Origin of the sequence: Spirosoma endophyticum (genome assembly GCF_900112365.1) — a bacterium.
Lineage (GTDB): Bacteria > Bacteroidota > Bacteroidia > Cytophagales > Spirosomataceae > Spirosoma > Spirosoma endophyticum.
In genome coordinates this window covers 156,584-178,615 of the sequence record NZ_FOLQ01000006.1, presented here as the reverse complement: position 1 = coordinate 178,615, position 22,032 = coordinate 156,584, and the positions used below count along the sequence as shown (strand labels likewise).

The following is a 22,032-nucleotide window of genomic DNA, read 5'->3' as shown; positions in this document are numbered from 1 at the left end:
TAAGCCTAATGACTCGTCTTGTTCTCATCATTCTTATCCTGTATTCGGCTGTTGGGTTGGCGCAAACGCCAGCTCAGCAAAAGGCTACGGTCAGGAGAGATCTGGCGGAGCCTATTTCTCTGGAACACTATTCGCAGGAAAAGGGACTCTCGCAGGGGACAGGCTATGCTATTGCCCAATTCGATGATTACATCTGGTTTGCTACGCAGGATGGGTTGAATCGGTTTGATGGGTATGAATACAAGATGTTTCGGGCGGGAGGCAAACAGGGTCTTAGCAACAGCTTTGTTCAGGCCTTGCTGGCCGATCGTCAGGGGCGTTTCTGGATTGGTACTGGTGGCGGCCTCAATCTATATGATCGGGAAAATGAAAACTTCACTACGTTCAGTAGTGTATTTGGTATCAAGCATGCTGTTGATGACTTGTCGATCAAAAAACTGCTCGAAGACCGCAACGGTAACATCTGGATAATGACGGAGGAACGGGGTCTTTATCGCTTCAATCCTACTACAAAACAGATCAAATCCTTTTTGCCATCGTCGAGTAATCTTGTCAGTTTTTCACTTGACGTATCGGGGCAACTCTGGGTCGCTGCGACCAATGAACTTTACGTGTATCGACCCAACTCCGATTCTTTTCAGCCAACGTTCATTCATAACACCCTTCATTTAAAGCCTCAGACGACCCTCCTCTCAATCCTCATTGACGCCCGCAATGCTCTGTGGATCGGGACGTATGAAGATGGCGTGTATGTTGCCTCACTAGCGAACGGGCTTCTATCCGATGCAGGGAAATTGTCAGTACATGCAATAACCCATTTTCAGCAGGGAAATTCAGTTAAGCACCTCACGAGCAACCAAATTACCTGCCTGATGAACGATAGGTCGGGGCGTATCTGGATCGGTACCAGAACGGGTGGTATTTCAATGTATAACCCCGATAGTCAATCATTTACATCCATTCAGCACGCCGGCAATAATCCCCAAAGTCTGGCTGAAAATTTCGTGTGGTCATTGTTCGAAGATCGCCAGCAGATTGTCTGGATTGGGTTGAGCAGCCATGGTATTGATAAATATGACCCGTTGAAATTTCAGTTTCATCGGATTCAGCAGGATGAGCATGCGCCACGTAATACGTTGCCCGATGATATGATTTTTGCCATTTACGCGCATCAAAACGATTTATACATCGGTACTGAAACAGGAGGGATAGCCCGTTATTCGCTGGCGACGAAACAATTCGTTCCATTTTTAACCAACACGCAATCGTCGACCAATTTTCTCACGCATGAAGTACGGGCCATTACGTCGGATGCTCATAAAAACCTTTGGTTTGCCAATACGCAGGGCCTGGGTAAGTATGATCCCCTCAGGCGAACGCTGATTACGTACCCATTAGCGCATCGAAAACCACTTTACCTGTTTTCGGCTCAGGCAATAAGCCAGCAGGCAGGTGGGCAGGAAATCTGGATCGGCGAACAGGGTGGACTCTGGCGGTTCGATTTGACAACCAACCGCTGGAAAGACTGGAAAGATAATCCGGCTGTAGCAGCCATCTCAGGCTACACGGTTCGGTTGATTAAGGAAGATTCTCAACAGAATGTCTGGCTTGGTACGTTAGGACACGGTCTGTTGCGCTACGATCCAAAAACGAAAAGAATCGCGGTTTTTGATAAGAAAAATGGCTTGCCCTGCAACAATATCCGAAGTCTCCTGGAAGACGGTAAGTGGCTGTGGATCGGGACTGACTGCGGACTTTTTCAACTGGATTTACAGCAGCTGCGCCTAGTAAGACACTACACCAAAGCCGACGGCTTACCGAACGAAGTCACGTACGGAATCCTGAAGGACAACATGGGCTATTTATGGCTGAGCAGTAACAAAGGGCTGGCGCAGTTCTCGCCAACGCGGGGACGTATTAAAACCTATGACCTGAGTGATGGCCTGCAGAGCGATGAATTCAATACAAACGTGTGTTATCGCGATACGGATGGCACGTTGTTTTTTGGGGGAGTACATGGTATCAACTATTTCAATGCCAATGAATTAAAGCGAAATCTGTTGGTGCCGCCCGTTAAGATTACGGCCGTTACGGTGCTGGATAGTGCAAGGCCACCCAATCAAAAAAAACTGACTCTTACGCATGACCAAAACTTTATTGGTTTCGAATTCGCGACGTTGAACTTCTCCAATACTGAAAAAAATAAATACCAATATAAGTTAAAAGGCATTGATCGTGACTGGGTGAACGCGCAGCACCGGCGCTACGCCAACTATACGAAGTTGCCCGCTGGTGACTACGTCTTTCGGGTGAGAGGCAGCAACGACGATGGTGTCTGGAATGAGCAGGGCGCTTCTATCAGCATCGTCATTAAGCCGCCATTCTGGGAAACCCTGTGGTTTAGAATAGCCTTGCTCGTCTTGTTGATTGGGGGCATGTACGGCGTTTACCAATACCGTATTTTTCAACTGAAAAGTCGCCAGGCACAGGAGTTGAACGTAGTGGTCAGAACGCAGGAGCTTGAACGCCAGCGTCTTGCTAAAGAACTCCACGACGGTGTAGGCGCTAATCTGGCTGTTTTGAAAATGTATCTGGCTTCATTAGGTAATCCAGCTATACCGACAGAGGAGTTGAAAATACGATCAATGGCTATTCTGAAAGCCTCGCTCGACGACATTCGCAGCATTATTCGTGACATGCATCCCCGCAGTTTGGCCGAGTTAGGGTTAGCCCAGACGATCGCCGAAATGGCGATGCTTATCAACGAGAGTAAGCGGCTGAACGTAGCGTTTGTTTCGAACAATGTTCCCCAAAATTTGCCCGCAACGATTGAAATAAATATGTTTCGTGTGGTGCAGGAGTTACTTCAAAATGCCATAAAACACGCCGAAGCCAGCACCGTCTGGCTAAATCTTGACCACGAATCAGGAGCTTTGTTGCTTACCTACCGCGATAATGGACGGGGGTTGGACACCACGCTGGTAGAACGGGCGTCGGGTAATGGCCTCGTGAATATTCGGCAGCGAATCGCCCTTCTAAAAGGAACCTATCAACTGACATCCGCCGAAAAACAGGGGATGTCTATCCAGATACAGGTGCCCACCGCAGTAAGCTAATTCGCTGCTGCTTTACCTCAATAACTATATTTTGCGTAGAAATACGTATCAATATACCAAGATCTTCGTATAGCTTCGTCCTGTCTTTTCTCCGATCTTTGGTTCATTAAATGTGGCCAATTTATGGACTCTAAAAAAGAGTACGCAGCTCGTATCTGGCTGGTTATCTCGCTGCTAGCCGTCGTGGCTGCCGTGGCAGGATTACTATTAGTTTGACATAAATACTGCCGTCGTGATTATCACGTGCTGCGGGAGGTTCCTGCCCTGGCTGTGAGTAAAATTAGGGGCGATTCAGCCTTATTGATGAAAAACCCATAGCCATGAAAAAAATCCTTTTCGCGTTGTGCCTGGCAACGACTTCTCTTCTCAACCTGACGAATAGCTTTGCCCAGAAAGGCAAACTTTATACATTCCCCATTGGCGTTGAATCGTATACGTATCGGAATAGCTTTCCCAAAAGCGTTGTCGCTACGTTGGACACGATCAAGGCGCTCGGCATTACGGATATGGAAGGTGGTGCTCCAAAAGGAATGACCGAAGCCGAATTTAAAAAGATGTGTGATGAGCGGGGTATTAAAATTTCGGCAACTGGCGAAGGCTACGATCAACTTGTGAAAGACCCTATGGATGCGGTTAGAAAGGCAAAAGCCCTGGGGGCTTCGTTTGTGATGGTCGCCTGGATTCCGCATCAAAAAGCCAGTTTCAATCTTGACAATGCCAAAAAGGCCGTTGCCGATTTCAATCGAGCTGGCAAAGTGTTGAAAGAAAACGGCATCACATTCTGCTACCACAACCACGGTTACGAATTCCAGCCTTACGAGAATGGCACCTTATTCGATTATATCGTTAAAAATACTAACCCCGAATACGTTTCCTTTGAAATGGACATTCTGTGGGCGCAACACGGTGGAGCTGACCCTGTACAATTGCTGAAGAACTACGGTAGCCGGTTTAAACTGATGCACCTGAAAGATCTCAAAAAAGGCATCAAAGGTGATTTGAGTGGCGGTACACCACCCGAAAACGACGTAACGCTTGGTGAGGGACAGGTTAACATTCCTGAAATTTTACGCCTGGCGAAAAAAGCGGGTATCAAACATTATTACATCGAAGACGAAAGCAATCATGAGTACGAACAAATGCCCAAAAGCATCGCGTATCTGAAAAGCTTGAAAGAGTAAGATTTCGCTATGGGTAAGCCGGTAAAACCTGCTGACGCCATTGAAGCCCATCTATCAAGTAAAAACGTCCCGAAAAGGCTTACCTTTTCGGGACGTTTTTACTTGGTTTAAATCCCCAATGTGCCACCCAGCGTAACATCGGCATCTGGACTGTGTGCCGGATGGCGGCTGGCGTGATGGCTGCCAGGATGTTCGTCTTCTTCAACTTTAGAGCGCTTGTTTACAAAGGACTCGGCCAGGATCGTCAGTTTGCGATCGGCTTCTTTCTCTTCGGCTAGTGTTAGCGCCAACAACTCAGCCGACTGGCCGAAATCCAGTACGTTGGCCAGCGTCAAGAGGGAGCCATAGCTGGCGATTTCGAAGTGCTCAATTTTTTGCACCGCAATTATCAACCCGGCATCACGCGTCAGCGAACCGGCTTCCGTATTGGCAATAACCCGTTTGGCGTCATTAATCAGGCCGTCAATCGCATCTGATTTTATCTCCTCGGTTTTTACGCCAATGATTCTGAAAATCTCTTCCAGACGTTCGATCTGAACCTGACTTTCGTCACGATGTTGCAGGAAAGCTGTACGTACTTCGTTTGTTGTACCCGCGTCGGCCTGGTTGTTCAGCGCATTAATTGAGTGCTTTTCGGCGTAATAGACTTCTTTTAATTCGCTGATAAACAGATCTCTCAATCCTTCGTCGGTAGTGGAGTCCTCGCCACCAAAAAAACTTGCTATGCGGTCTGTCAGAGATGCCATGTTATGTGTGATTTAGATTAATGAGTCAAGTCCAGATGGATCAATATAGTAGCATACAACTTACGCGCCTGCTTTGTGGCATGATGTTCGCGTTACGTTTTGGTAAGACGAAAGCCTCGCGTATATCAACAAAACGGTATCAAAGGTGTTCGGGTATCGGCTGTAAAATTTTTGACGTAGTGGTTTCTGTTCGAGAAGATCAGTACTACCTCGTAGTGTTTTTTAACTAAGACAACTCTGTTTTTTTACTACAGACCGCAACTTACTTACCCGTGCTGTAGTTACAGCAACTACATTATCAGTAAGTAGTATGAGTAACGTCAATAAAATTCTTTATTTCGTCGCACAAACCTACCGGCAGATCCAAATCTCGGTAGCAAAAGGTGTCGAGCCGTATACATATGGCGATTTTAACCGGCAGTTTAATCGATTGCTGGAAGCATCAGACGAAGAGCATGCCAAGCAGCTTTCGATGCTGTTGACCGAAGAAGCAAGTCAGCATAATTTAACGGTTGATTATCTACGTCAGGAAATGGAATTCGAGATTCGGGCGGCCGAACTGGGTAATCGTACTCAGGCTGCGCTAGATGACAATCAGCCAGATTTGTATGATCAGCGTATGAAACGATCCGCAAAATAAGTGTTTATATTCCAGTAGTATACTAACAAAAATCTGGCACTCGTGCCGGCTTTTTTTACGCTTTTAGCAGCAGATTCAGCAGTTTCCGGTCCAGCTTATGACCGTACCAGTCTTCGTAGGCGACGTCGGTACGTCGGGAGTCCAGAATGCCAAAATCACCGATGAATTCCCAGAGCGCAAAGCCAATGCCGTGGCTCGACAGAATATCGAGCACATCGGTAAACCAGGCCAGAAAGACGTCGTGTGGCGTTTTGTTCCAGCATCCACATTCCCCACAATGAACGCCAACGCCCTTATTTACCAACTCAATCCACGGCTGGTAGAAGGTTTCGAGCATGGCACGACTCAGGTATTTATTTCCTACCTGCCCCGGCCATTTAGGTTCTGGCAGATGATCCGGGTCTTTGTTGGCCCAGGGCGCTTTGTAGTGTGAAATAATGCCCGGATTATACCCCCGGCAACTTTGACCGATGTTGAGGTCGATGAGTTCGGGAATAACCGAAGTGCCCGTATCGTTCCCATCCGCAATGACCAGATGGTTAGGGTTTTCCTTCCGAATGGCTTCTGATGCGGCTTTCGCCACCTTGCGATAAACGTCGCCCGGCACGGTGCTACGTTTGGAGTGCTGGTCGTTCATGTCGGCCCGCATACTCGGCTCATTCAACAGGTCGAAGCTGATTTTCGTGGCTGATACGTTCTTATACCGTTTGGCCCACATGTTCCAGTGAAAACAGAACGCATCGAGTGCGGCCTGGTCGGTCCAGAGATTATACGGCTCGTTGAAGCCTGCGTTGATGCAATAACCCGGTGCCCGATGCAGGTTCAAACTGACATGCAGCTTGTATTTATGCGCCAATGCCACCAACGTATCAATTCGATCAACGGCCTGCTGGTCAATTTGATAGACTTCGTTGGGTGTAATGTTTCGACTCCTGTCAAATTTCAGATAAGCTGGATACGCCATTGGGAGCCGGACAAAATCGAACCCCCAGTCCTGCATCCATTTAAGATGATCTTCCTGAGTTGCCTTACGAGATTGGGCAGGATCGGGCGAGAAAAAATCCAGCAGATTAAACCCTTTCCATTTCGGTAACTTATTTTTTGCTACGTTCTCCGGTTGCGACGTAGCAAAAACCGCTGGTCCGGCTGTACTCACAGCGGCTGTGAGTAGGCCGGTATGTTGGATAAACGTCCTTCGTTGCATGAAGAAATAGAGAAAGCCAAGTCGGTAATCTACTCAATGCATATACCAATCATTTCGCTTTCGCTTTGTGCACCGTTTTGTTGGCCTCGCGAATCGCACGGTGCGATAAATCGTAGGTAAAGCAGCTTTCCCAACCTCGAAAATCGTAGTGCCACCACTCCCACGGAAATATCGAAAAGCCTACCTGTTCCATCGCGGCTTTTAAAATAGCACGGTGAGCCAGCGACGCGCTATCCGACTGCGTGTAATTATGATAAGCACGGGGCGTCGATTCATCGTAATCAGATGGCATCGACAGCCGTTTGCCGGTTTTTCGATCGAAAAGCGTCAAATCAATAGCCATACCCCGGTTGTGTCGCGAGCCTTTTCGTGGATCAGCCACGAACGTAGTATCGCCGTTTTCTTCGTAGAACAGGACAGTGATGGCATAGGGACGATAGCCATCGAAAAGCAGCAAACCAAGCCCCTGCTTCTTCAGATTTTCGTGCGCCTGCCGAATGGCGAGTGCCGCCGGTTTCCGCATGAATACATCGGCCGTGGGGTACAATTTTCGCTTCAGAAAATTATTGGTGTGGGCATACGTAACGTCGAATTGAGCGTCGGGCAGAATGGCGCGCATATCCACAAGCTCATTATTGGGGTCGGCGGCTACGATCTTTTTATAGATCGTTACGTCATTGACTACGGGTAAGCCATACTTGCTTTTAGGCAAATCAAAGGTCAGTGGCTGCGCTATGGATGCGACTGGCAAACTGAGGAAAAGGAACGTAGTGAACAGGCCGTTTTTACAGAATTGATTTTTCATAGGGGAGGTTGTATATGGTTCATTCTGGCGTTCTGGCATGGATCGGTCCGGCGTTCCGGTAAACCCGCGCCAGATTACGCTGTTAAATTATCGACCAGGCAGCGCTCAAGGTTTTGTAAGCCGGTTTTTAATTCATCGGCAGTAGGATACCCGAAGCCGATGCGCATGGACGTTCTGGCCTGCTCGAACCAATGTCCCGGCCCAACCAGTGTGCTGTACTGCGCATATAATGATTCATAAAATGGGGCTACGTTAAGTTGGTAGCCCGATTTTAGTCTGGGAAAACAGACTACACCGGCAGTCGGCTCTACCCATTCCAGGTAAGGCGTTTCGGAAAAGAAGGTCTTGATAATCTCGAAATTGATGCGAATAGGCTGATGCGTTGCAGTCAAAATAGCTGCCTGATTTTGCAAAATGTGTAACGCAATCTGCTCATCGACCACCGAGTTCGTAATCATGATCTGTTCTTTTGCCGCCAGAAATTGGGACATTAGTTGCTTATCGCGACAGATGATCCAGCCAATTCGTATACCGGGTACGCCAAATGCTTTCGATAGCGAACTAACCGAAATTACGTTCGGGCTTTTCTCGGCAAGATAGGGAGTGCGTGGCGTTTGGAAATTCAGGTAGCGATACGTTTCATCGACCAGCAGATAACAATTGTGAGCTTCGGCTAAGGCTACCAGGTCGATCAATACGTCTCCCGAAATAACTGTGCCCGTCGGATTATGCGGATTGGTGATGCTGATCAGGCGGGTGTTAGATTGAATCTCCTGACGAACCTGGTCTACGTCGAACGCATAACGTTCCTCAAATGTCAGGTCGATGATGCTCATCTCACAGTTGATGGCCCGTGGTGTTTCGAGATTCGTTCCATAATTGGGACGCACAACAACCAGATGATCTTTCTCGCTGAGCAACGTAGTGGCTACGATAAATAAAGCGGTAGCCGCCCCACTGCAAACAAGCACGTCGTTGGGCTGGAAAGTTGTGCCTTCGCTGGCAATACAATTCAGAAGGTCGGGGTGTCCCCGGTGATGTCCATAACTTAAAACGAGATCGCCCAAGGAGAGATTCAGGTCTTTCAATTGAATGTCCCGCACGGAACTCTCCGCCAGATTATACGTAATCGTCGAATAGCCAATTTCTTCCGGCGATTCTATTTCAATCGGCATCCGCGTGTACTGCATAGCTAGATCAGCGTAGTGTGTAGCGGCTGAAAATAGTCATTTGCTGCCACTTTACTACCCTTCCTACGCCCTGGCAGAGCTTATTATATAAAAAAACGGAACGCAGATGCTCCGGGTCAGATCAGCGTAAATATGTCTAATCAGTGGTAGCCGCATTCCATTTCGGAGGACTAAAGGCGAATGAAAACTGACTTAACTAAACTTGAGCGACAAAACTTCCTGCGCCAATTGCCAGTGCCCGTTCCGTTTTCGCCAGATACGCAGATAAGCCTGTTTTATCTGGTTGAACGTAGCATAGCCGTAACTAAATCCAAGATCGCCCGACGGAGCCGCGATGGTTTGTGCCGGCTGGTAATCAACTTGTTGGATGGATGAGTTGGCCAAGTGTTTAGCCGTTGCGCCCTCATACAGTACGTGGCCTTCGCGCAATAAACGGATCGAGTCGCTGGCTGGTAATACGGGTTGATAGGCATCGTGCAGGCTTTTCTGGCGGGCCGTTTCCGCAAAGAGCGATTCCACCTGTCTCAATTCCCGACTAATCACCGACGTATCCAGACCAGCCACTACCTTAGTGGCAAATTGATTGGGTGGATTTAACTCTGGAGCGGGTTGGTTGGGCTTTTCATGTGTGCAACCGAAATCAATCAGTACTTTCCAGTTGCCCGTTGTGGTTTTTTGCCAAACGCTCGTGAACTGCCCATAAGCAACGGGTACCTCTTCCAGGGAGCGCGGCCGCAACTCAAACGGACCAGTAGTAAAGCCCAGCGTCCCCGATTTAGCAATCTCAGCGTAATTCGGTCGCCAGCTTAGTTTGGCTGGTCCGACGGGCGATTTTTCATACGTAGCCTTACCGGGTCTGAACTGATTCTGGACGAAAACGACTGATTTTTCGTCGAGATTGGCAAGAAATGCATCGCGGATTCCCTTGTCAATACCCGCCTTTGCAAAGCTACGTTCGGCAGCGACTAACGCTTCATAATCAGCCTGAACGGTAGTAGGTTGGTTAACGAATGGCGTGAACCAGAATAGCGCCAGGGCGTGATAAAAGATTGGAAACATGGGTTTGTTGACTGAGTGAGCCGAAAGGTACGTTTCCGCCTTTTGGCCGGCCACTTAATACAAATCCAACACGTTAATTTACAGGCTGAATTGAGGGAAATAGGCTTTCAAATAAATCGTAGTTTCAGCGCTTTTGATAGCATCCGATGAATCTTAAAATAACTGGACCAGGCCGGAACGGATCGACGCTTTGACTTGTCTTGGACAAATAATGAAACACGTACTAATCTTAACGGGTCTGAGTGGTAGCGGCAAGTCAACCTTCGCCCGTCGGTTCTGCACCGAAAATCCGAATTGGCTACGGGTCAATCGTGATGATTTCCGGCGAAGTCTGCTACCCGTATCACTTCCTGACTATTGGGCAACCTGGTCCGATAAAGATAAAAACCGCATTGAGCAGCTTGTCAATGAGTTACAGAAGACGGCTATTCTGGTAAGTCTGGCTAAAGGCTGGCATGTTCTGATTGATAACACGAGCCTGAAACTAAGTTATATTAATGAGTTTCGGAAGCTGCTGATTGAGCATTTCGATGAAGTCGAGCTACGTTATGCGTTGATTGAAGCGCCTATTGAGGAGTGCATTCGCCGTGATCAGAATCGCCCGGATTCAGTGGGAGAAACCGTGATTCGGAAGCAAGCCGAACAACTCGGCATACTGAAGAAGAATTTCAACTTTCAGACGGAAATGCTGACACGTAGTGCCGTATTTCAGCGAGAGCAGGATGAATCGCTGCCGCGTTGTATACTGGTCGATATTGATGGAACCGTAGCCAGAATGGGCAATCGGTCACCTTTCGACTGGCATCGGGTGGGCATCGATACGCCGAAATGGCCCATTATTCGACTAGTGCAGGCTATGAAGACATCGGGCTATAGCATCGTGTTTTTTTCGGGACGGGATGCTGTTTGTCGTTCCGAAACAATGGCCTGGCTTAATCAATATTTTGGTTGGCAATCGGATGACTACGAGCTGTTTATGCGGGCCGAAAAAGACAATCGGAAAGACTCCATCGTGAAACAGGAATTGTTCGCACAACACATTGCCGGGTGGTATTACGTCGAATTTGTGGTAGACGACCGCCAGCAAGTCGTGGACATGTGGCGACGAACATTGGGATTGACTTGTGTGCAAGTGGACTATGGAGATTTTTAGTTTGGTATTCAGCAAATCTATTTTCGCCCCATCTTTGTTATTCCTGCAGAAATACAACCAATGCCGAATTGAGGACTGAGCGAATGACTGCTCGTTCACTCATTCGCGCTATAGCCATTAAAAAATGAAACTTCTTAAAGTAGCCGCCGGAGTGCTTAACCAGATACCACTGGCATGGGATCACAACAGGCAAAATATCATCGACGCCATCGAAGAGGCTCAGAAGCAGAACGTTAGTCTCCTATGTTTGACCGAACTCTGCATTTCGGGATACGGTTGTGAGGATGCATTTTTCGCTCAAAATACGATTGATCAGTCGATTGCATCATTGCTGGAAATTGTCGAGCATACCAGCGATATTGTCGTGGCGGTCGGTTTGCCACTTCGGCATAACAACCGGACCTATGACACGGCCTGCCTGATTGCCAACAAACGAATTTTGGGTTTTGCAGTGAAGCAATATGTGGCGAACAATGGCGTCCATTACGAATCGCGCTGGTTCCAGCCCTGGAATCCCTACGTTCGTGACGAAATCAAGATCGGCGACTTTTCATACCCGTTTGGCGACGTAGTGTTTGACCTGTCGGGCGTTCGCATTGGTTTCGAGATTTGCGAAGATGCCTGGGTGGCTAACCGGCCGGGTCGTATTCTGTATGAACGGGGCGTTGATGTTATCCTGAACCCGACGGCCAGCCACTTTGCCTTCCTGAAATCGCAGGTACGCGAGCGCTTCGTGGTTGATGCCTCACGGGCTTTTGGTGTCAGCTACGTGTATGCCAACATGTTAGGTAATGAAGCGGGTCGGATAATTTACGATGGCGACGCGATGGTGGCGTCAAACGGCGAACTGCTGGTATCCGGAAATCGCCTGAGTTACGAAGATTTTCTGATTGTTCCGGCGGTTGTCGATGTGGATGCTACCCGGCTTAATCAGACGCAGAACCGGGGCAACATTGCGTTGGCGTATCCAAATCTTCGGGTTTCGGAGCGATTCGAATGGCCCGACATTGCGCCGGTTGTTCAGCGAGCCGAACTCGAAGCCTGGGAACGGGGCGGATACCTCAAAGAAGAAGAATTTGCGCGGGCTGTTGCGCTTGGCCTGTTCGATTACCTGCGAAAAAGCCGCTCGCAGGGATACGTTTTGTCGCTGAGCGGTGGAGCCGATTCATCGGCTATTGCCGCACTGGTGTTTCTGATGATTCGGATGGCGGTTGAAAATCTTGGTATCGACGGAGTTAAGAAAAAGCTTGGCTACATCAAGGCTATTCAGGACTGTAAAACGCCGGAGGAGATACTTGGTAAACTGCTGACCGTGATGTATCAGGGCACCGAAAATTCATCGGATGATACGTTCAATTCGGCAAAAGAACTGGCCGACGACATCGGTGCTACGTTCATGAATATTAACATCAATGGACTCGTCGATACGTATCGCGGCCTGATTGAGGAGCAGTTAGGTCGCCAACTGTCGTGGGAGACGGACGACCTGGCATTGCAAAACATACAGGCGCGGGTGCGGGCTCCGAGTATCTGGATGCTGGCCAATCTGAACAATGCGTTGCTGCTAACAACCTCCAACCGCTCCGAAGCCGCTGTTGGCTATGCTACGATGGACGGCGACACGGCGGGCAGCATTTCGCCAATTACGGGCATCGACAAGCATTTCCTGCGTGGCTGGTTGCGGTGGTTAGAAACGGTTGGGCTGAACGTTAAAAATGAATCGACACCAGCGGATCGCACCGGAGCGACCATTGATTCTACCGTGTCTGACCAGCTCATTAAAGTCAAGGGATTACACGCTGTCAATAATCTGCAGCCAACGGCCGAACTCCGGCCGCTGGACAAGAAGCAAACCGACGAAGACGACCTAATGCCGTATGACGTACTGAACTCGATTGAAGAAGCCGCCATCCGCGACAAGCAGCCGCCGATTGACGTATTGAAATTGGTTGAAGTTCGGTACGATGGCCACGACGGCAGGCCGCAATATGACCGCGAGAAGCTCCTGGTTTGGGTGGAGCGATTTTTCAAACTCTGGAGCCGTAACCAGTGGAAGCGCGAGCGTTATGCACCTTCCTTTCACCTCGATGACCACAACCTCGATCCGCGTTCGTGGTGTCGCTTTCCGATTCTGTCGGGAGGTTTTGAGAAGGAACTGGCCGAAATGCGTGACTGGGCGGCCGGGCAAACGCCGAGCAGCCGCAAGAGTACGCCCGGCCGAAGCAAGATTGGGTTTTAGGTCTATATTTGGTGAAAATGAAATTATTGCAGATCCAGATCACAACTGGATCTGCAATGCCTAGCTACTTATTCCGCTCCTGAATAGTAACGGTAAAGTACGCATTCGAAATTTGTAACTGTGCGCAACCTCATTCCCGGTCTTCTTTTTGCGGCCCTTTGGGCATCGGCATCCGTCGCTACTAAGTTTGGTGTTCAGTCGGTTCATCCGCTCATTCTGGCTAATGTTCGATTCTTTATCGCAGGGGGCGGTATGCTGCTGTTTGCGTATGGTATTCAGCGTACCAAAGATGCCTGGCCAACGGGCGTAGAATGGCGGCAACTGGCCATTTTCGCGCTGCTCAACACAACGATCTACCTGGGCGCCTTTGTGCTGGCGCTTAAGCAGGTATCAGCAGGCATTGGCAGTTTATCAACGGCAACCAATCCGCTTTTCATTGCCTTGCTATCGGCGATCTGGTTGCGTCGGATGCCGCGCTGGAATGAGACGGGTGGGTTACTGCTGGGCCTGACGGGCGTAGGTATTGCTACGTATCCGCTGCTTCAGAATAGTTATGCCACCGTCGAAGGACTGCTCATATTGCTCGGTGGTATGGTCTCCGTGTCGGCGGCTACGGTGTATTATGCCAGTCTTACATGGCGATTACCTGATCTCGTTATCAATGGCTGGCAGGTGTTGTTGGGCGGTCTATTGCTCCTGCCATTTACCTGCATCAGTGCTGCGGTAGACCCAGCGGCTTTCAGTACGTCGCATTACGATATGAGGTTCTGGGCGTCGGTATTCTGGCTTATCCTGCCGGTTTCTGTCGGCGCTTTACAATTGTGGTTTTACCTTGTTCGGCAAGATCCCATCCGGGCGTCGCTATGGCTGTTTCTTTGCCCACTTTTCGGCTTTATATACTCATATTTCCTCATGGGCGAACCCATCACTACGTATACCATCGTCGGTACTGCGCTGGTAATTGGCGGTCTGTGGCTGGGCAGGAGGGTGGCGTCTACATAAGAAATTGTCCCTCTACGAATTAGGTTTGGTGGGCTGGCTGGGTAGTAAAGGCGTTAGTTTACTGTCAGCTAATTGTTTTGCCTGTTGCGGCCAGCTGGAAGGGTCGTAAATGCGGTAATGCGAACCCGCCGACGAGAGTATTTCCCGAATACGCTCGACAGGCGTCTCGGCTAGTTTAGAAAATTGCCGGATACCCGCCTGTACCAACAAATTGGCCACTTTTGGCCCAATGCCTCTAATTTCTACGAACCGATCTACACTGTCGACACCTGGCTTATCTGTCGGCTCTTCAATAATGGTCAGTTCAATATCTGTGCCATCCGCTTCGCTGATAATATCTATAACTTCGGTTTTTGCCCCATCCATTGAGTCGACAGTATCCGACAATTCCATGACATAACCAGTAGGACTGATGATGAGGTCGAGGGTCGTGTTTTCATTGAGCACATCACCTACGGGTTCGGCTTCTGGTTTATGAGTTGTTGCCTGATCATGACGCAAATGATCAGATACGTCGCCAATAGTTTTTCCCTTCTTTGTCATAGCGTTGAGTTGAGTTAACTGGCAGATTTTGCCACGGCTAAATCAGTTGCCATTTTAGTTAACTCAAGCTATAGCATATTGTTGAGCCGATTATTGGCCAGGTTATTCTTTCACCACAATCATTTCTACGCGTCGATTGAGTTGTCGGGTGGTCTCAGTATTGTTACTGGCGATGGGTCTTGTAGGCCCGTAACCGCGCGTAGTGATCCGGCTGGCCGCGATCCCGTTCTTCACCAGGTACTCTTTCACCACTTCCACGCGCTGCTTCGACAGCCGCAGATTCTCGTCGAAATCGCCCTGGTTATCCGTGTGCCCCGACAGCTCAATTTCGGCAGTGGGTTTGCCTTGCAGAAACTGCAGAAGTTGTTCCAGCGCGGGCATGGCGTCGGGCAGAAGTTCGGGTTTGCTTTGCACAAACTGAATAGCACGTAGTTGCGTCGTTTTGCCAACAGCGGCCACAACAAGTGGGGGCGTATACACCACTTTAGCGTCAAGCGTTTTAGGGGGCGCTACGCGGGCATTGGTAGTCGATGCCGTATTGCCAGAAGTTGATTGGGCAGTAGCTAGTGTATTCGATACGGCCACTGCCGACGTAGCTGCCGTTGGTGCAGGGGGCGGAGGTGTACTAGCGGGCCTTGTACCAGGCAGGTACAAAAGTGTTGGGCGCTTCTTAAGGGACTCAACTCTGGACGATGTAAATACGAGTGGCTCATCATACGTATCGTAACCAGGCGCCTGGAAACTAAGAAGGTACGACTGTTTAGGGTCGAGCTTAAATGAAAAACTTCCATCAGCGTTGGTTAGTTGCTGCGCTTTAAGTACACCCGCCTGATTTTTAGCCACCACCGTAGCGCTAACAATTGGCCTTTTCGTGGCGGCATCCTGCACACTCCCTTCTACAGATGCCATTCCCTGGGCTGGTTTGGCCGATTGCTGAGGCTGACTCCAGCTGATTAAGGGCACTATGTTAATCAGGCATATTCCGCCAGCAACTACTACACAATTTATCCACTTCATGCTATATAGGCAACGAAAAGAGCGATCCCAAAAGTACGCTGAAAAAGCTAAAAGTAAAGGTAATGTCATGGTGTAAATAAGCTGCTTTTAGGTTACTTTTTAAGCTTAAAAAATTGACTATAATTAACTGATAATCAAAGTATTATGCGGCTTAAATTATTGGCCAAAAATGAACCCTGAAAGATGATTTTTCGTTAATAAATTATGACACAGATAACCAACGTGACGATGCATTCCCCGAACGCTCAGGCACCTCTTGCACCGACTTCAGCGGGCAATTTGCCGCTCGATGACAACTGGCGGAAATCGATTCCGGCGCAGGTATTTCTGAACCATTTTTTTGCGATGGATTATCACATTCATCATCAGAACGACCTTTTTGACCTTATCAAATTTCCTATTTTTAAACAGTTCTACGGACGCGTAACGGATGAGAACCGGAAAGCGCTGGAGAAATTATTATTGAATAGCTGGAGTGCCGAATATGCATTGCGTATTACGCCCGTTGTCAATGACGAGCAGTATCTGCAAAGTTCGTTGCACTGGACGTTTCCACAGGCTTATTACAGCGTACTGTTCAGCGCACGGGCATTTCTGGCTGTGCAGGGCATTAATGTTAGCAATGAAGAGTTGATCCGGAAACGGGTTGGCAATATGGTCGTACGCGGCTATTATCCGGCATCAGTTGGCTATTACGCACTCGGCCCGATTAATAATTATCGGATTCAGCGGTTGCCGATGGCCAAACGGTTCAGTGCAGCTACTAAAACCGATTTGTTGTTGCCATCCCGGGCGGCTTCGGCTCAGGCTGAGCTGGCGCAATTCCTGAAAACAACGCGTGATCAGCGAGTGAAAGCACTACGTAATGCAATTCAGAATAATCCGAAAACGGCGTTACGTAGCCCGAAAACGGGTGAGATTTTACAGAAATTCAGTATTGAACAGTACAAACAACTGGCGAAGCAGATCGGCTATACGACCTACTTCGATATGTTGAGCCGGTTGCGAATTTCGTCGACAAATCGTGAGATCGAGCGCTTTGTTGACTCTGAGATTGACGTTAAATTGTTTCACCAGAGTCTAGTCAACATTGTATCGCATGTGAATACCGTACATGAAGCTTACATTGCCAAGGCACTCGGTATTCAGGCGTACCGCCAGCTTGTGGCTAAATTGCCGTCGTATTTACAGGAGAGTTTTGTGCGGGAGCGTATGAACACGATCATCGCACCCATGCTGACTCCTCCAGCCTCAGAACAGGATTCCTACCTGCCAATGGCAGCCTAGTAGTTTTGGTTAAATCAGGTAAGATTCTTTTTCCGGTAATGCCTGATCGCTGGTCTATAATCAAAAAAAGTCTGTCATTTCCTCACCGATCGGTGAGGAAATGACAGACTTTTTTTTGCTATTTAATTAAAGAGCAACCGCTTACACAATTTTTTTATGGTCAGTTTAGAATTGGTGTGAACTTGTGGAATTCCTCTTTTTCACAACTTAAAATTATGAAACCAATTGTAAAAATTGCCGTTGGCGTACTGGCTGCGCTTGTTTTGATTATTAGTGCTGGCCTGGCTTATGTTAAACTAGCCTTACCCAATGTGGGGCCTCCACCCGAAATGAAAATTCAGGCAACAGCCGCCCAGATCGAACATGGCGAATACCTGGCTAATCACGTGGCCGTTTGTATCGATTGCCATTCTACGCGAGACTTCACAAAACTAACGGGGCCAATGATTGTTGGTACGGAAGGCAAGGGCGGGGAAGCATTCACCCGGGAGCTGGGCTTCCCTGGTAATTTCTACGCGCGAAATCTAACCCCGGCAAGTCTTGGTGCCTGGACCGATGGCGAAATTTTTCGGGCTATTACAACGGGCGTAAATCGTGACGGTCATGCGCTGTTTCCGGTGATGCCCTACGAAAATTATGCGCACATGGACCCTAACGATGTCAAAGACATCATTGCTTATCTGCGTAGTTTAGCCCCCATTCCCAACGCGATTCCGGCTGATGAGCCTGATTTTCCGATGAACTTTATCGTAAATACGATTCCCGCTAAACTCGAACCCGGCGTACGGCCCGATACGACCGACCGAATCGCTTATGGCAAATACGTAACAACCTTTGCCTCCTGTGGGGTGTGTCACACACCCGTTGATGCGCAATCGCAACCCCTACCGGGTATGGACTTTGCCGGTGGTCGGGAGTTCCCGGTACCAACCGGAACCGTTCGCTCCATGAACATCACGCCGGATCAGTCGGGAATTGGTAGCTGGACGAAAGCCGCCTTTATAAGCCGGTTTAAAGCCTACGCGACTAGCGATCAGCCAACAGTTCATGAGGGAGAATTTAACTCGCTGATGCCCTGGACGATGTATGCTAAAATGAGCGAGCAGGATCTGGGCGCAATCTACGATTATCTGCACACCCTGGCACCTGTTCAACACAAAGTCGAGCGGTTTACACCTAAGGCTAAACTAGTGGCGAGTAATTGAAAAAAAACGCCTGGTAAAAACATTATCTTTTTTCTTCCGTTAACTATATGTAACGCATGTGCAGGCTTGTTACGGACATAAGGAATTTAGTATGTTGCTATAGAGTATACGAATTATTGCAATAGATTGCCCCTTATCATCTTCAGTACTGTACCTGCCGTAAAGTGACACGAGCTATCCAAATTTTGGAAGCTCGTGAACATTGAAAACCTCCTGAATTTTGCGATTGTCATATTGCAAAACGGGAGGTTTTCTCATGAATAACGACGTAGCGTGCTTACTGCACCGAAGCTGCCAACTTGGTATAGGTCAACGTAGATAGTATGATGCCAGTCCCAGACTTAACAGATAGTTTGGACAGCTCTTTATCCGGAAAGAAAATGCCCGTCATGACGGTAAGTCCATTGTCGGCAAAGAGTTCGGCAGAGGCAACGTCGACCAGCAACGTTAGCGAAATCGTTTTGTCGGTCGATAGGCGAGGGGCTGTCATTCGCTTTCCGAAATCCTTCTCAAAATCTGTTTTGCCCGATTTCGTCCGGTCAACGTAGTACGTATTGGCCCCTTTGTCGTATCCGACGATTATCTCGTTGCCTTGCTCATTGGCGAGTATAACGGAGAAATCACTCGTGGCCGGTGCAGAAAGCGTCAGTTTGAATGTATCATATTTCCCCCCGGTTTTGGGCGTCAGATCGTAGCTGCCTTTTACGTTCACATTCGTCAGGGATATTGTTTTGCCATTCAGTGCATTAAGTTCTTTCACGGGTGTCGACGTCAGATACAGTTCTTTGCCCGCTTCTTTGAGGCCGAGGTCACGCGGTACAGTGGTAGCACCGCGCCAGGTTTCGGTAGGTACTTTATTCGCGTACTGCCAGTTATTCATCCAACCCATCAGCACGACCCGGTTGCTGGTGTTCGAGAACGTAACGCCCGCGTAATTGTCCGTTCCGAAATCCATCCATTTGGTTTCTTTCGAATAAGCCTTGAAATCCTTTCCATCAAAATCGCCCAGGAAGTACTGCGCTGCCGATCCTTTGTTTGGTCCACCGGGGTTGATATTCACGATCAGCACCCAAACATCCTTGCCGTTGTGCTTCAGCGGAAACAGATCCGGACATTCCCAAACGCCACCATGCGCTCCCGCGTCGCTGCCAAACTCGCTTTCTTTTGACCAGGATTTAAGGTCTGGTGAGGAGTAGAACGTAATGCGATCTTTGGTCGCCAGCGTCATGATCCACTTTTTCTGAGCCTCATACCAACGCACCTTCGGATCACGAAAATCGGTGATGCCGGGATTGGGCAGCACCGGATTTCCAGCGTATTTAGTCCACGTTTTACCGTCGTCGAGGCTATACGCTAGGCTCTGACTTTGAACCTGTTCGGGTTTCGATTTCTCTAATTTGGGATTATGATGTGTGAAAATGGCAACCATTGGCACCTGTCCATTCTTGCCGAACCCCGATGTATTGTTTGCATCGACAACGGCGCTGCCCGAAAAAATATAGCCCAGACTATCGGGATATAACGCAACGGGTTGTTCCTGCCAATGCACCATGTCTTTGCTGGTGGCGTGCATCCAGTGCATCGGCCCCCACACGCTGGCATCGGGATAATACTGACAGAATAAATGATACGTCCCTTTGTAATAGACCATTCCGTTCGGATCGTTGATCCAGTGGGCCTTGGGCGAAAAGTGAAACTGCGGCCGGTACTGTTCCGACTTCGTATCCGCCTGACCCATCGACATGTGACTCATGGCAACCAGCAGGGCAATCGGTAAGAGTAGCTTTTTCATAGTGCGTAGCGTAAGTAATTCAGGAATAAGAAAGATATAGTGGGGAGTCAGCTATATAACGAACCGCCCCCCACCATAAACTGGACTACCAACCTAAAAGGTATTTTTTATTGGTTTGATTTTAGAAACCGACATTCTGCTTGTAAAGCCCTTTGGTAAAATTGATTTCCCGTTGCGGAATCGGCAGATACTCGTCGCGGCCAGCGGTGAACGTAGCACCACTCAAATGGGAACGTCTGGTTTTTTCTTTGGTTATGTAGGCGTTCAGCGTTTCGGCGGCAATACCCCAGCGGACGAGGTCGAAGAAGCGCGGACTTTCGGTGGCGAACTCCAGACGGCGCTCAAACTGTAACGCTTTTCGGGCATAGGCCTGCGTCCAGTTGGTCGCTGTATATGGATTGATCAGGTACTTGGATGGGTCGGTTCCATCTGCTTTTTTCGTCCGTCCGGTGCTTTTAGCCGCCCTTGCGCGGATTTGGTTAATCAGCGGCAATGCCAGCGCCTGCTGCCCTAATTCAATGTAGGCTTCAGCCTGGAACAGCAGAACGTCGGCATACCGGATGATGTCGATGTTTTTCGAAACGCCCATGAACGGCCCCTGCTTTTTATACGACGAGCTGGTGGCCAGTTGCTGTGATTTCATCGCCTGAAAGTTTCCGTAAACGCCCGGATCGCGCACCCAACTGTTGCTGAACGGGGACGCTGCATTGTATTTGTACGGATGACCGTCAATGCCAATCGTGTGGTCAACACGCGGATCGACCGTTGCGGTTTTGAAGTCGATAACGCCGTCGTTGAATGTATCGAATTTGGGCAATCCGTTCGCATCTGTTCCAAACGCGTTGGCTAAGTTCTGGCTGGGTTGGTGGAAGCTGCAGCAACCATATTGGGGAGCACCATGCGGATAATTTAGCCCATCTTCAAAGTTGAGTCGACCCACAGTTGTTCCATCATTAATTGAGTATTGCACCGCAAAGACCGATTCAACGCCATTGTCATATTCGGGCAGAAAATTCTCCGCAAAATCAGGTTGCAGGCTGTATTTTCCTGAACTGATAACGGCCTGAGTTAACGTAACAACCTGTTGCAGTTTGTCTTTATTGATACCCGTAACTTTGTTGTTGTCATCCTGTTCATAGGCCTGATACAGCCGCAATTTCGCCAGATAGGCCGATGCCGACAGTTTGTTGGCCCGCCCTACCTGCGTTTGTGAAACCGGCAGGTTATCGACCGCATACTGGAAATCTTCCGCGATTTTGTCCCACAGCTTATCGTTGGTTAGTGCCCGGTTCGACACCGTCAGAATCTGCTCGTTCGATAGCGTTTCGTCAACGTAGGGAACGAACTTGAACAGCATTTTTAGCATGAAGTGCGCATGTCCCCGGAGGAAACGCAGTTCGGCCTGACGAGTTTTCTTCAACGGGAAAGCTGCATCGGTTAGCGCGTTGATTGAGCGTAACGCTACGTTAGCCCGCGAGATGGCCTTGTAATAATTCTCCCACGTATACGGATGGTAAAAACCGCCACCCTGCTGCGGCTGCGTCAGGTTGTGCTGCTCGTAGAAGTTGATGTCCTCCAGATCAGCCACGCCACCCCCGCCTTTGTAGGCATCATCGGAGCGCACGCTGCCATACACCCACATGCTGGCAATGGGTCCAATCATTTCGCCGTTACCCAGCGCAGCATAAGCCGCCGTTACCAGCGCATCGGCATTGTCGGCACTCTTGATATTATCGGAAGAAAGCGTTCCCTGGGGCTGGTAGTCCAGAAACTCTTTGCAGGACGTGAAGAAACTGCCACCGGCAATGACCAGCAATGAAAACAGAACTTTATTTTTCATGATTGTAAGGTCT

The 22,032-nt window shown here is 48.9% G+C and carries 17 protein-coding genes; 8 read left to right on the top strand and 9 right to left on the bottom strand.

Annotated elements, in window-relative coordinates:
- Positions 1-8: 8 nt before the first annotated feature.
- Together BM202_RS17395 and BM202_RS17390 are read left to right on the top strand one after the other, a co-directional pair.
- The gene (locus BM202_RS17395) at positions 9-3,116 is read left to right on the top strand and encodes a sensor histidine kinase (protein WP_093828361.1); all 3,108 of its coding nucleotides are present in this window, start codon (positions 9-11) and stop codon (positions 3,114-3,116) included.
- Between the two features lie 320 nt (positions 3,117-3,436).
- Positions 3,437-4,297, top strand: coding sequence for a sugar phosphate isomerase/epimerase family protein (locus BM202_RS17390; protein WP_093828359.1), 861 nt, complete (start codon positions 3,437-3,439; stop codon positions 4,295-4,297).
- Between the two features lie 107 nt (positions 4,298-4,404).
- Here BM202_RS17390 and BM202_RS17385 read toward each other — a convergent pair whose 3' ends face one another.
- Positions 4,405-5,043 (bottom strand): YciE/YciF ferroxidase family protein, encoded by a 639-nt coding sequence (locus BM202_RS17385; RefSeq protein ID WP_093828357.1) that lies wholly within the window; start codon positions 5,041-5,043, stop codon positions 4,405-4,407.
- 310 nt (positions 5,044-5,353) lie between these two features.
- Between BM202_RS17385 and BM202_RS17380 the strand changes: the two genes are divergently transcribed.
- Positions 5,354-5,683 carry a hypothetical protein gene (locus tag BM202_RS17380; RefSeq protein ID WP_093828355.1) on the top strand — a complete coding sequence of 110 codons (330 nt, stop codon included), beginning with the start codon at positions 5,354-5,356 and terminating at the stop codon, positions 5,681-5,683.
- 55 nt (positions 5,684-5,738) lie between these two features.
- On the opposite strand, the gene BM202_RS17375 is transcribed toward BM202_RS17380, so the two are convergent.
- The 4 genes from BM202_RS17375 to BM202_RS17360 all read right to left on the bottom strand — a co-directional run bounded on the left by BM202_RS17375 (position 5,739) and on the right by BM202_RS17360 (position 9,941).
- The gene (locus BM202_RS17375) at positions 5,739-6,887 is read right to left on the bottom strand and encodes a glycoside hydrolase family 5 protein (protein WP_093828353.1); all 1,149 of its coding nucleotides are present in this window, start codon (positions 6,885-6,887) and stop codon (positions 5,739-5,741) included.
- Positions 6,888-6,936: 49 nt separating this feature from the next.
- The gene (locus BM202_RS17370; protein WP_177236615.1) at positions 6,937-7,692 is read right to left on the bottom strand and encodes a M15 family metallopeptidase; all 756 of its coding nucleotides are present in this window, start codon (positions 7,690-7,692) and stop codon (positions 6,937-6,939) included.
- Positions 7,693-7,766: 74 nt separating this feature from the next.
- A complete protein-coding gene (locus tag BM202_RS17365; RefSeq protein WP_093828349.1) occupies positions 7,767-8,882 on the bottom strand; it encodes an aminotransferase class I/II-fold pyridoxal phosphate-dependent enzyme in 1,116 nt (371 codons plus the stop codon).
- A gap of 192 nt (positions 8,883-9,074) precedes the next feature.
- Positions 9,075-9,941, bottom strand: a complete 867-nt coding sequence (locus BM202_RS17360; RefSeq protein ID WP_143100705.1) for a Cif family virulence factor — start codon at positions 9,939-9,941, stop codon at positions 9,075-9,077.
- A gap of 211 nt (positions 9,942-10,152) precedes the next feature.
- Here BM202_RS17360 and BM202_RS17355 point away from each other — a divergent pair, with 211 nt between their 5' ends.
- The 3 genes from BM202_RS17355 (at position 10,153) to BM202_RS17345 (ending at position 14,335) form a co-directional block, all read left to right on the top strand.
- Positions 10,153-11,094, top strand: a complete 942-nt coding sequence (locus BM202_RS17355) for a phosphatase domain-containing protein (protein WP_093828345.1) — start codon at positions 10,153-10,155, stop codon at positions 11,092-11,094.
- Between the two features lie 124 nt (positions 11,095-11,218).
- Positions 11,219-13,333 (top strand): NAD(+) synthase, encoded by a 2,115-nt coding sequence (gene nadE, locus BM202_RS17350; protein ID WP_093828343.1) that lies wholly within the window; start codon positions 11,219-11,221, stop codon positions 13,331-13,333.
- Positions 13,334-13,453: 120 nt separating this feature from the next.
- A complete protein-coding gene (locus BM202_RS17345) occupies positions 13,454-14,335 on the top strand; it encodes a DMT family transporter (protein WP_093828341.1) in 882 nt (293 codons plus the stop codon).
- Positions 14,336-14,347: 12 nt separating this feature from the next.
- On the opposite strand, the gene BM202_RS17340 is transcribed toward BM202_RS17345, so the two are convergent.
- Both BM202_RS17340 and BM202_RS17335 read right to left on the bottom strand, forming a co-directional pair.
- Positions 14,348-14,878, bottom strand: coding sequence for a hypothetical protein (locus BM202_RS17340; protein WP_177236614.1), 531 nt, complete (start codon positions 14,876-14,878; stop codon positions 14,348-14,350).
- Between the two features lie 102 nt (positions 14,879-14,980).
- Entirely contained in the window at positions 14,981-15,787 is an 807-nt protein-coding gene (locus BM202_RS17335; RefSeq protein WP_245776701.1) for an OmpA family protein, read from the bottom strand.
- Positions 15,788-16,099: 312 nt separating this feature from the next.
- On the opposite strand from BM202_RS17335, the gene BM202_RS17330 reads away from it, so the two are divergent.
- Positions 16,100-17,182: a hypothetical protein gene (locus tag BM202_RS17330; protein WP_177236613.1), complete on the top strand. Its 1,083-nt coding sequence runs from the start codon at positions 16,100-16,102 to the stop codon at positions 17,180-17,182.
- Between the two features lie 215 nt (positions 17,183-17,397).
- Complete coding sequence (locus tag BM202_RS17325; RefSeq protein WP_093828335.1) at positions 17,398-18,387, top strand: c-type cytochrome; 990 nt, start codon at positions 17,398-17,400, stop codon at positions 18,385-18,387.
- Positions 18,388-18,664: 277 nt separating this feature from the next.
- Here BM202_RS17325 and BM202_RS17320 read toward each other — a convergent pair whose 3' ends face one another.
- Both BM202_RS17320 and BM202_RS17315 read right to left on the bottom strand, forming a co-directional pair.
- The gene (locus tag BM202_RS17320) at positions 18,665-20,179 is read right to left on the bottom strand and encodes a glycoside hydrolase family 32 protein (protein ID WP_093828333.1); all 1,515 of its coding nucleotides are present in this window, start codon (positions 20,177-20,179) and stop codon (positions 18,665-18,667) included.
- Positions 20,180-20,300: 121 nt separating this feature from the next.
- Positions 20,301-22,019 (bottom strand): RagB/SusD family nutrient uptake outer membrane protein, encoded by a 1,719-nt coding sequence (locus BM202_RS17315; RefSeq protein ID WP_093828331.1) that lies wholly within the window; start codon positions 22,017-22,019, stop codon positions 20,301-20,303.
- Positions 22,020-22,032 lie beyond the last annotated feature (13 nt).

What these genes read in the sequence shown, in the direction of transcription:
- BM202_RS17385 (WP_093828357.1), bottom strand. Translation starts at nt 5,043, where the DNA reads ATGGCATCTCTGACAGACCGCATAGCAAGTTTTTTTGGTGGCGAGGAC.
- BM202_RS17355 (WP_093828345.1), top strand. Translation starts at nt 10,153, where the DNA reads ATGAAACACGTACTAATCTTAACGGGTCTGAGTGGTAGCGGCAAGTCA.
- BM202_RS17325 (WP_093828335.1), top strand. Translation starts at nt 17,398, where the DNA reads ATGAAACCAATTGTAAAAATTGCCGTTGGCGTACTGGCTGCGCTTGTT.
- BM202_RS17370 (WP_177236615.1), bottom strand. Translation starts at nt 7,692, where the DNA reads ATGAAAAATCAATTCTGTAAAAACGGCCTGTTCACTACGTTCCTTTTC.
- nadE (WP_093828343.1), top strand. Translation starts at nt 11,219, where the DNA reads ATGAAACTTCTTAAAGTAGCCGCCGGAGTGCTTAACCAGATACCACTG.
- BM202_RS17380 (WP_093828355.1), top strand. Translation starts at nt 5,354, where the DNA reads ATGAGTAACGTCAATAAAATTCTTTATTTCGTCGCACAAACCTACCGG.
- BM202_RS17360 (WP_143100705.1), bottom strand. Translation starts at nt 9,941, where the DNA reads ATGTTTCCAATCTTTTATCACGCCCTGGCGCTATTCTGGTTCACGCCA.
- BM202_RS17375 (WP_093828353.1), bottom strand. Translation starts at nt 6,887, where the DNA reads ATGCAACGAAGGACGTTTATCCAACATACCGGCCTACTCACAGCCGCT.
- BM202_RS17390 (WP_093828359.1), top strand. Translation starts at nt 3,437, where the DNA reads ATGAAAAAAATCCTTTTCGCGTTGTGCCTGGCAACGACTTCTCTTCTC.
- BM202_RS17330 (WP_177236613.1), top strand. Translation starts at nt 16,100, where the DNA reads ATGACACAGATAACCAACGTGACGATGCATTCCCCGAACGCTCAGGCA.
- BM202_RS17335 (WP_245776701.1), bottom strand. Translation starts at nt 15,787, where the DNA reads ATGGCATCTGTAGAAGGGAGTGTGCAGGATGCCGCCACGAAAAGGCCA.
- BM202_RS17365 (WP_093828349.1), bottom strand. Translation starts at nt 8,882, where the DNA reads ATGCAGTACACGCGGATGCCGATTGAAATAGAATCGCCGGAAGAAATT.
- BM202_RS17340 (WP_177236614.1), bottom strand. Translation starts at nt 14,878, where the DNA reads ATGACAAAGAAGGGAAAAACTATTGGCGACGTATCTGATCATTTGCGT.
- BM202_RS17395 (WP_093828361.1), top strand. Translation starts at nt 9, where the DNA reads ATGACTCGTCTTGTTCTCATCATTCTTATCCTGTATTCGGCTGTTGGG.
- BM202_RS17320 (WP_093828333.1), bottom strand. Translation starts at nt 20,179, where the DNA reads ATGAAAAAGCTACTCTTACCGATTGCCCTGCTGGTTGCCATGAGTCAC.
- BM202_RS17315 (WP_093828331.1), bottom strand. Translation starts at nt 22,019, where the DNA reads ATGAAAAATAAAGTTCTGTTTTCATTGCTGGTCATTGCCGGTGGCAGT.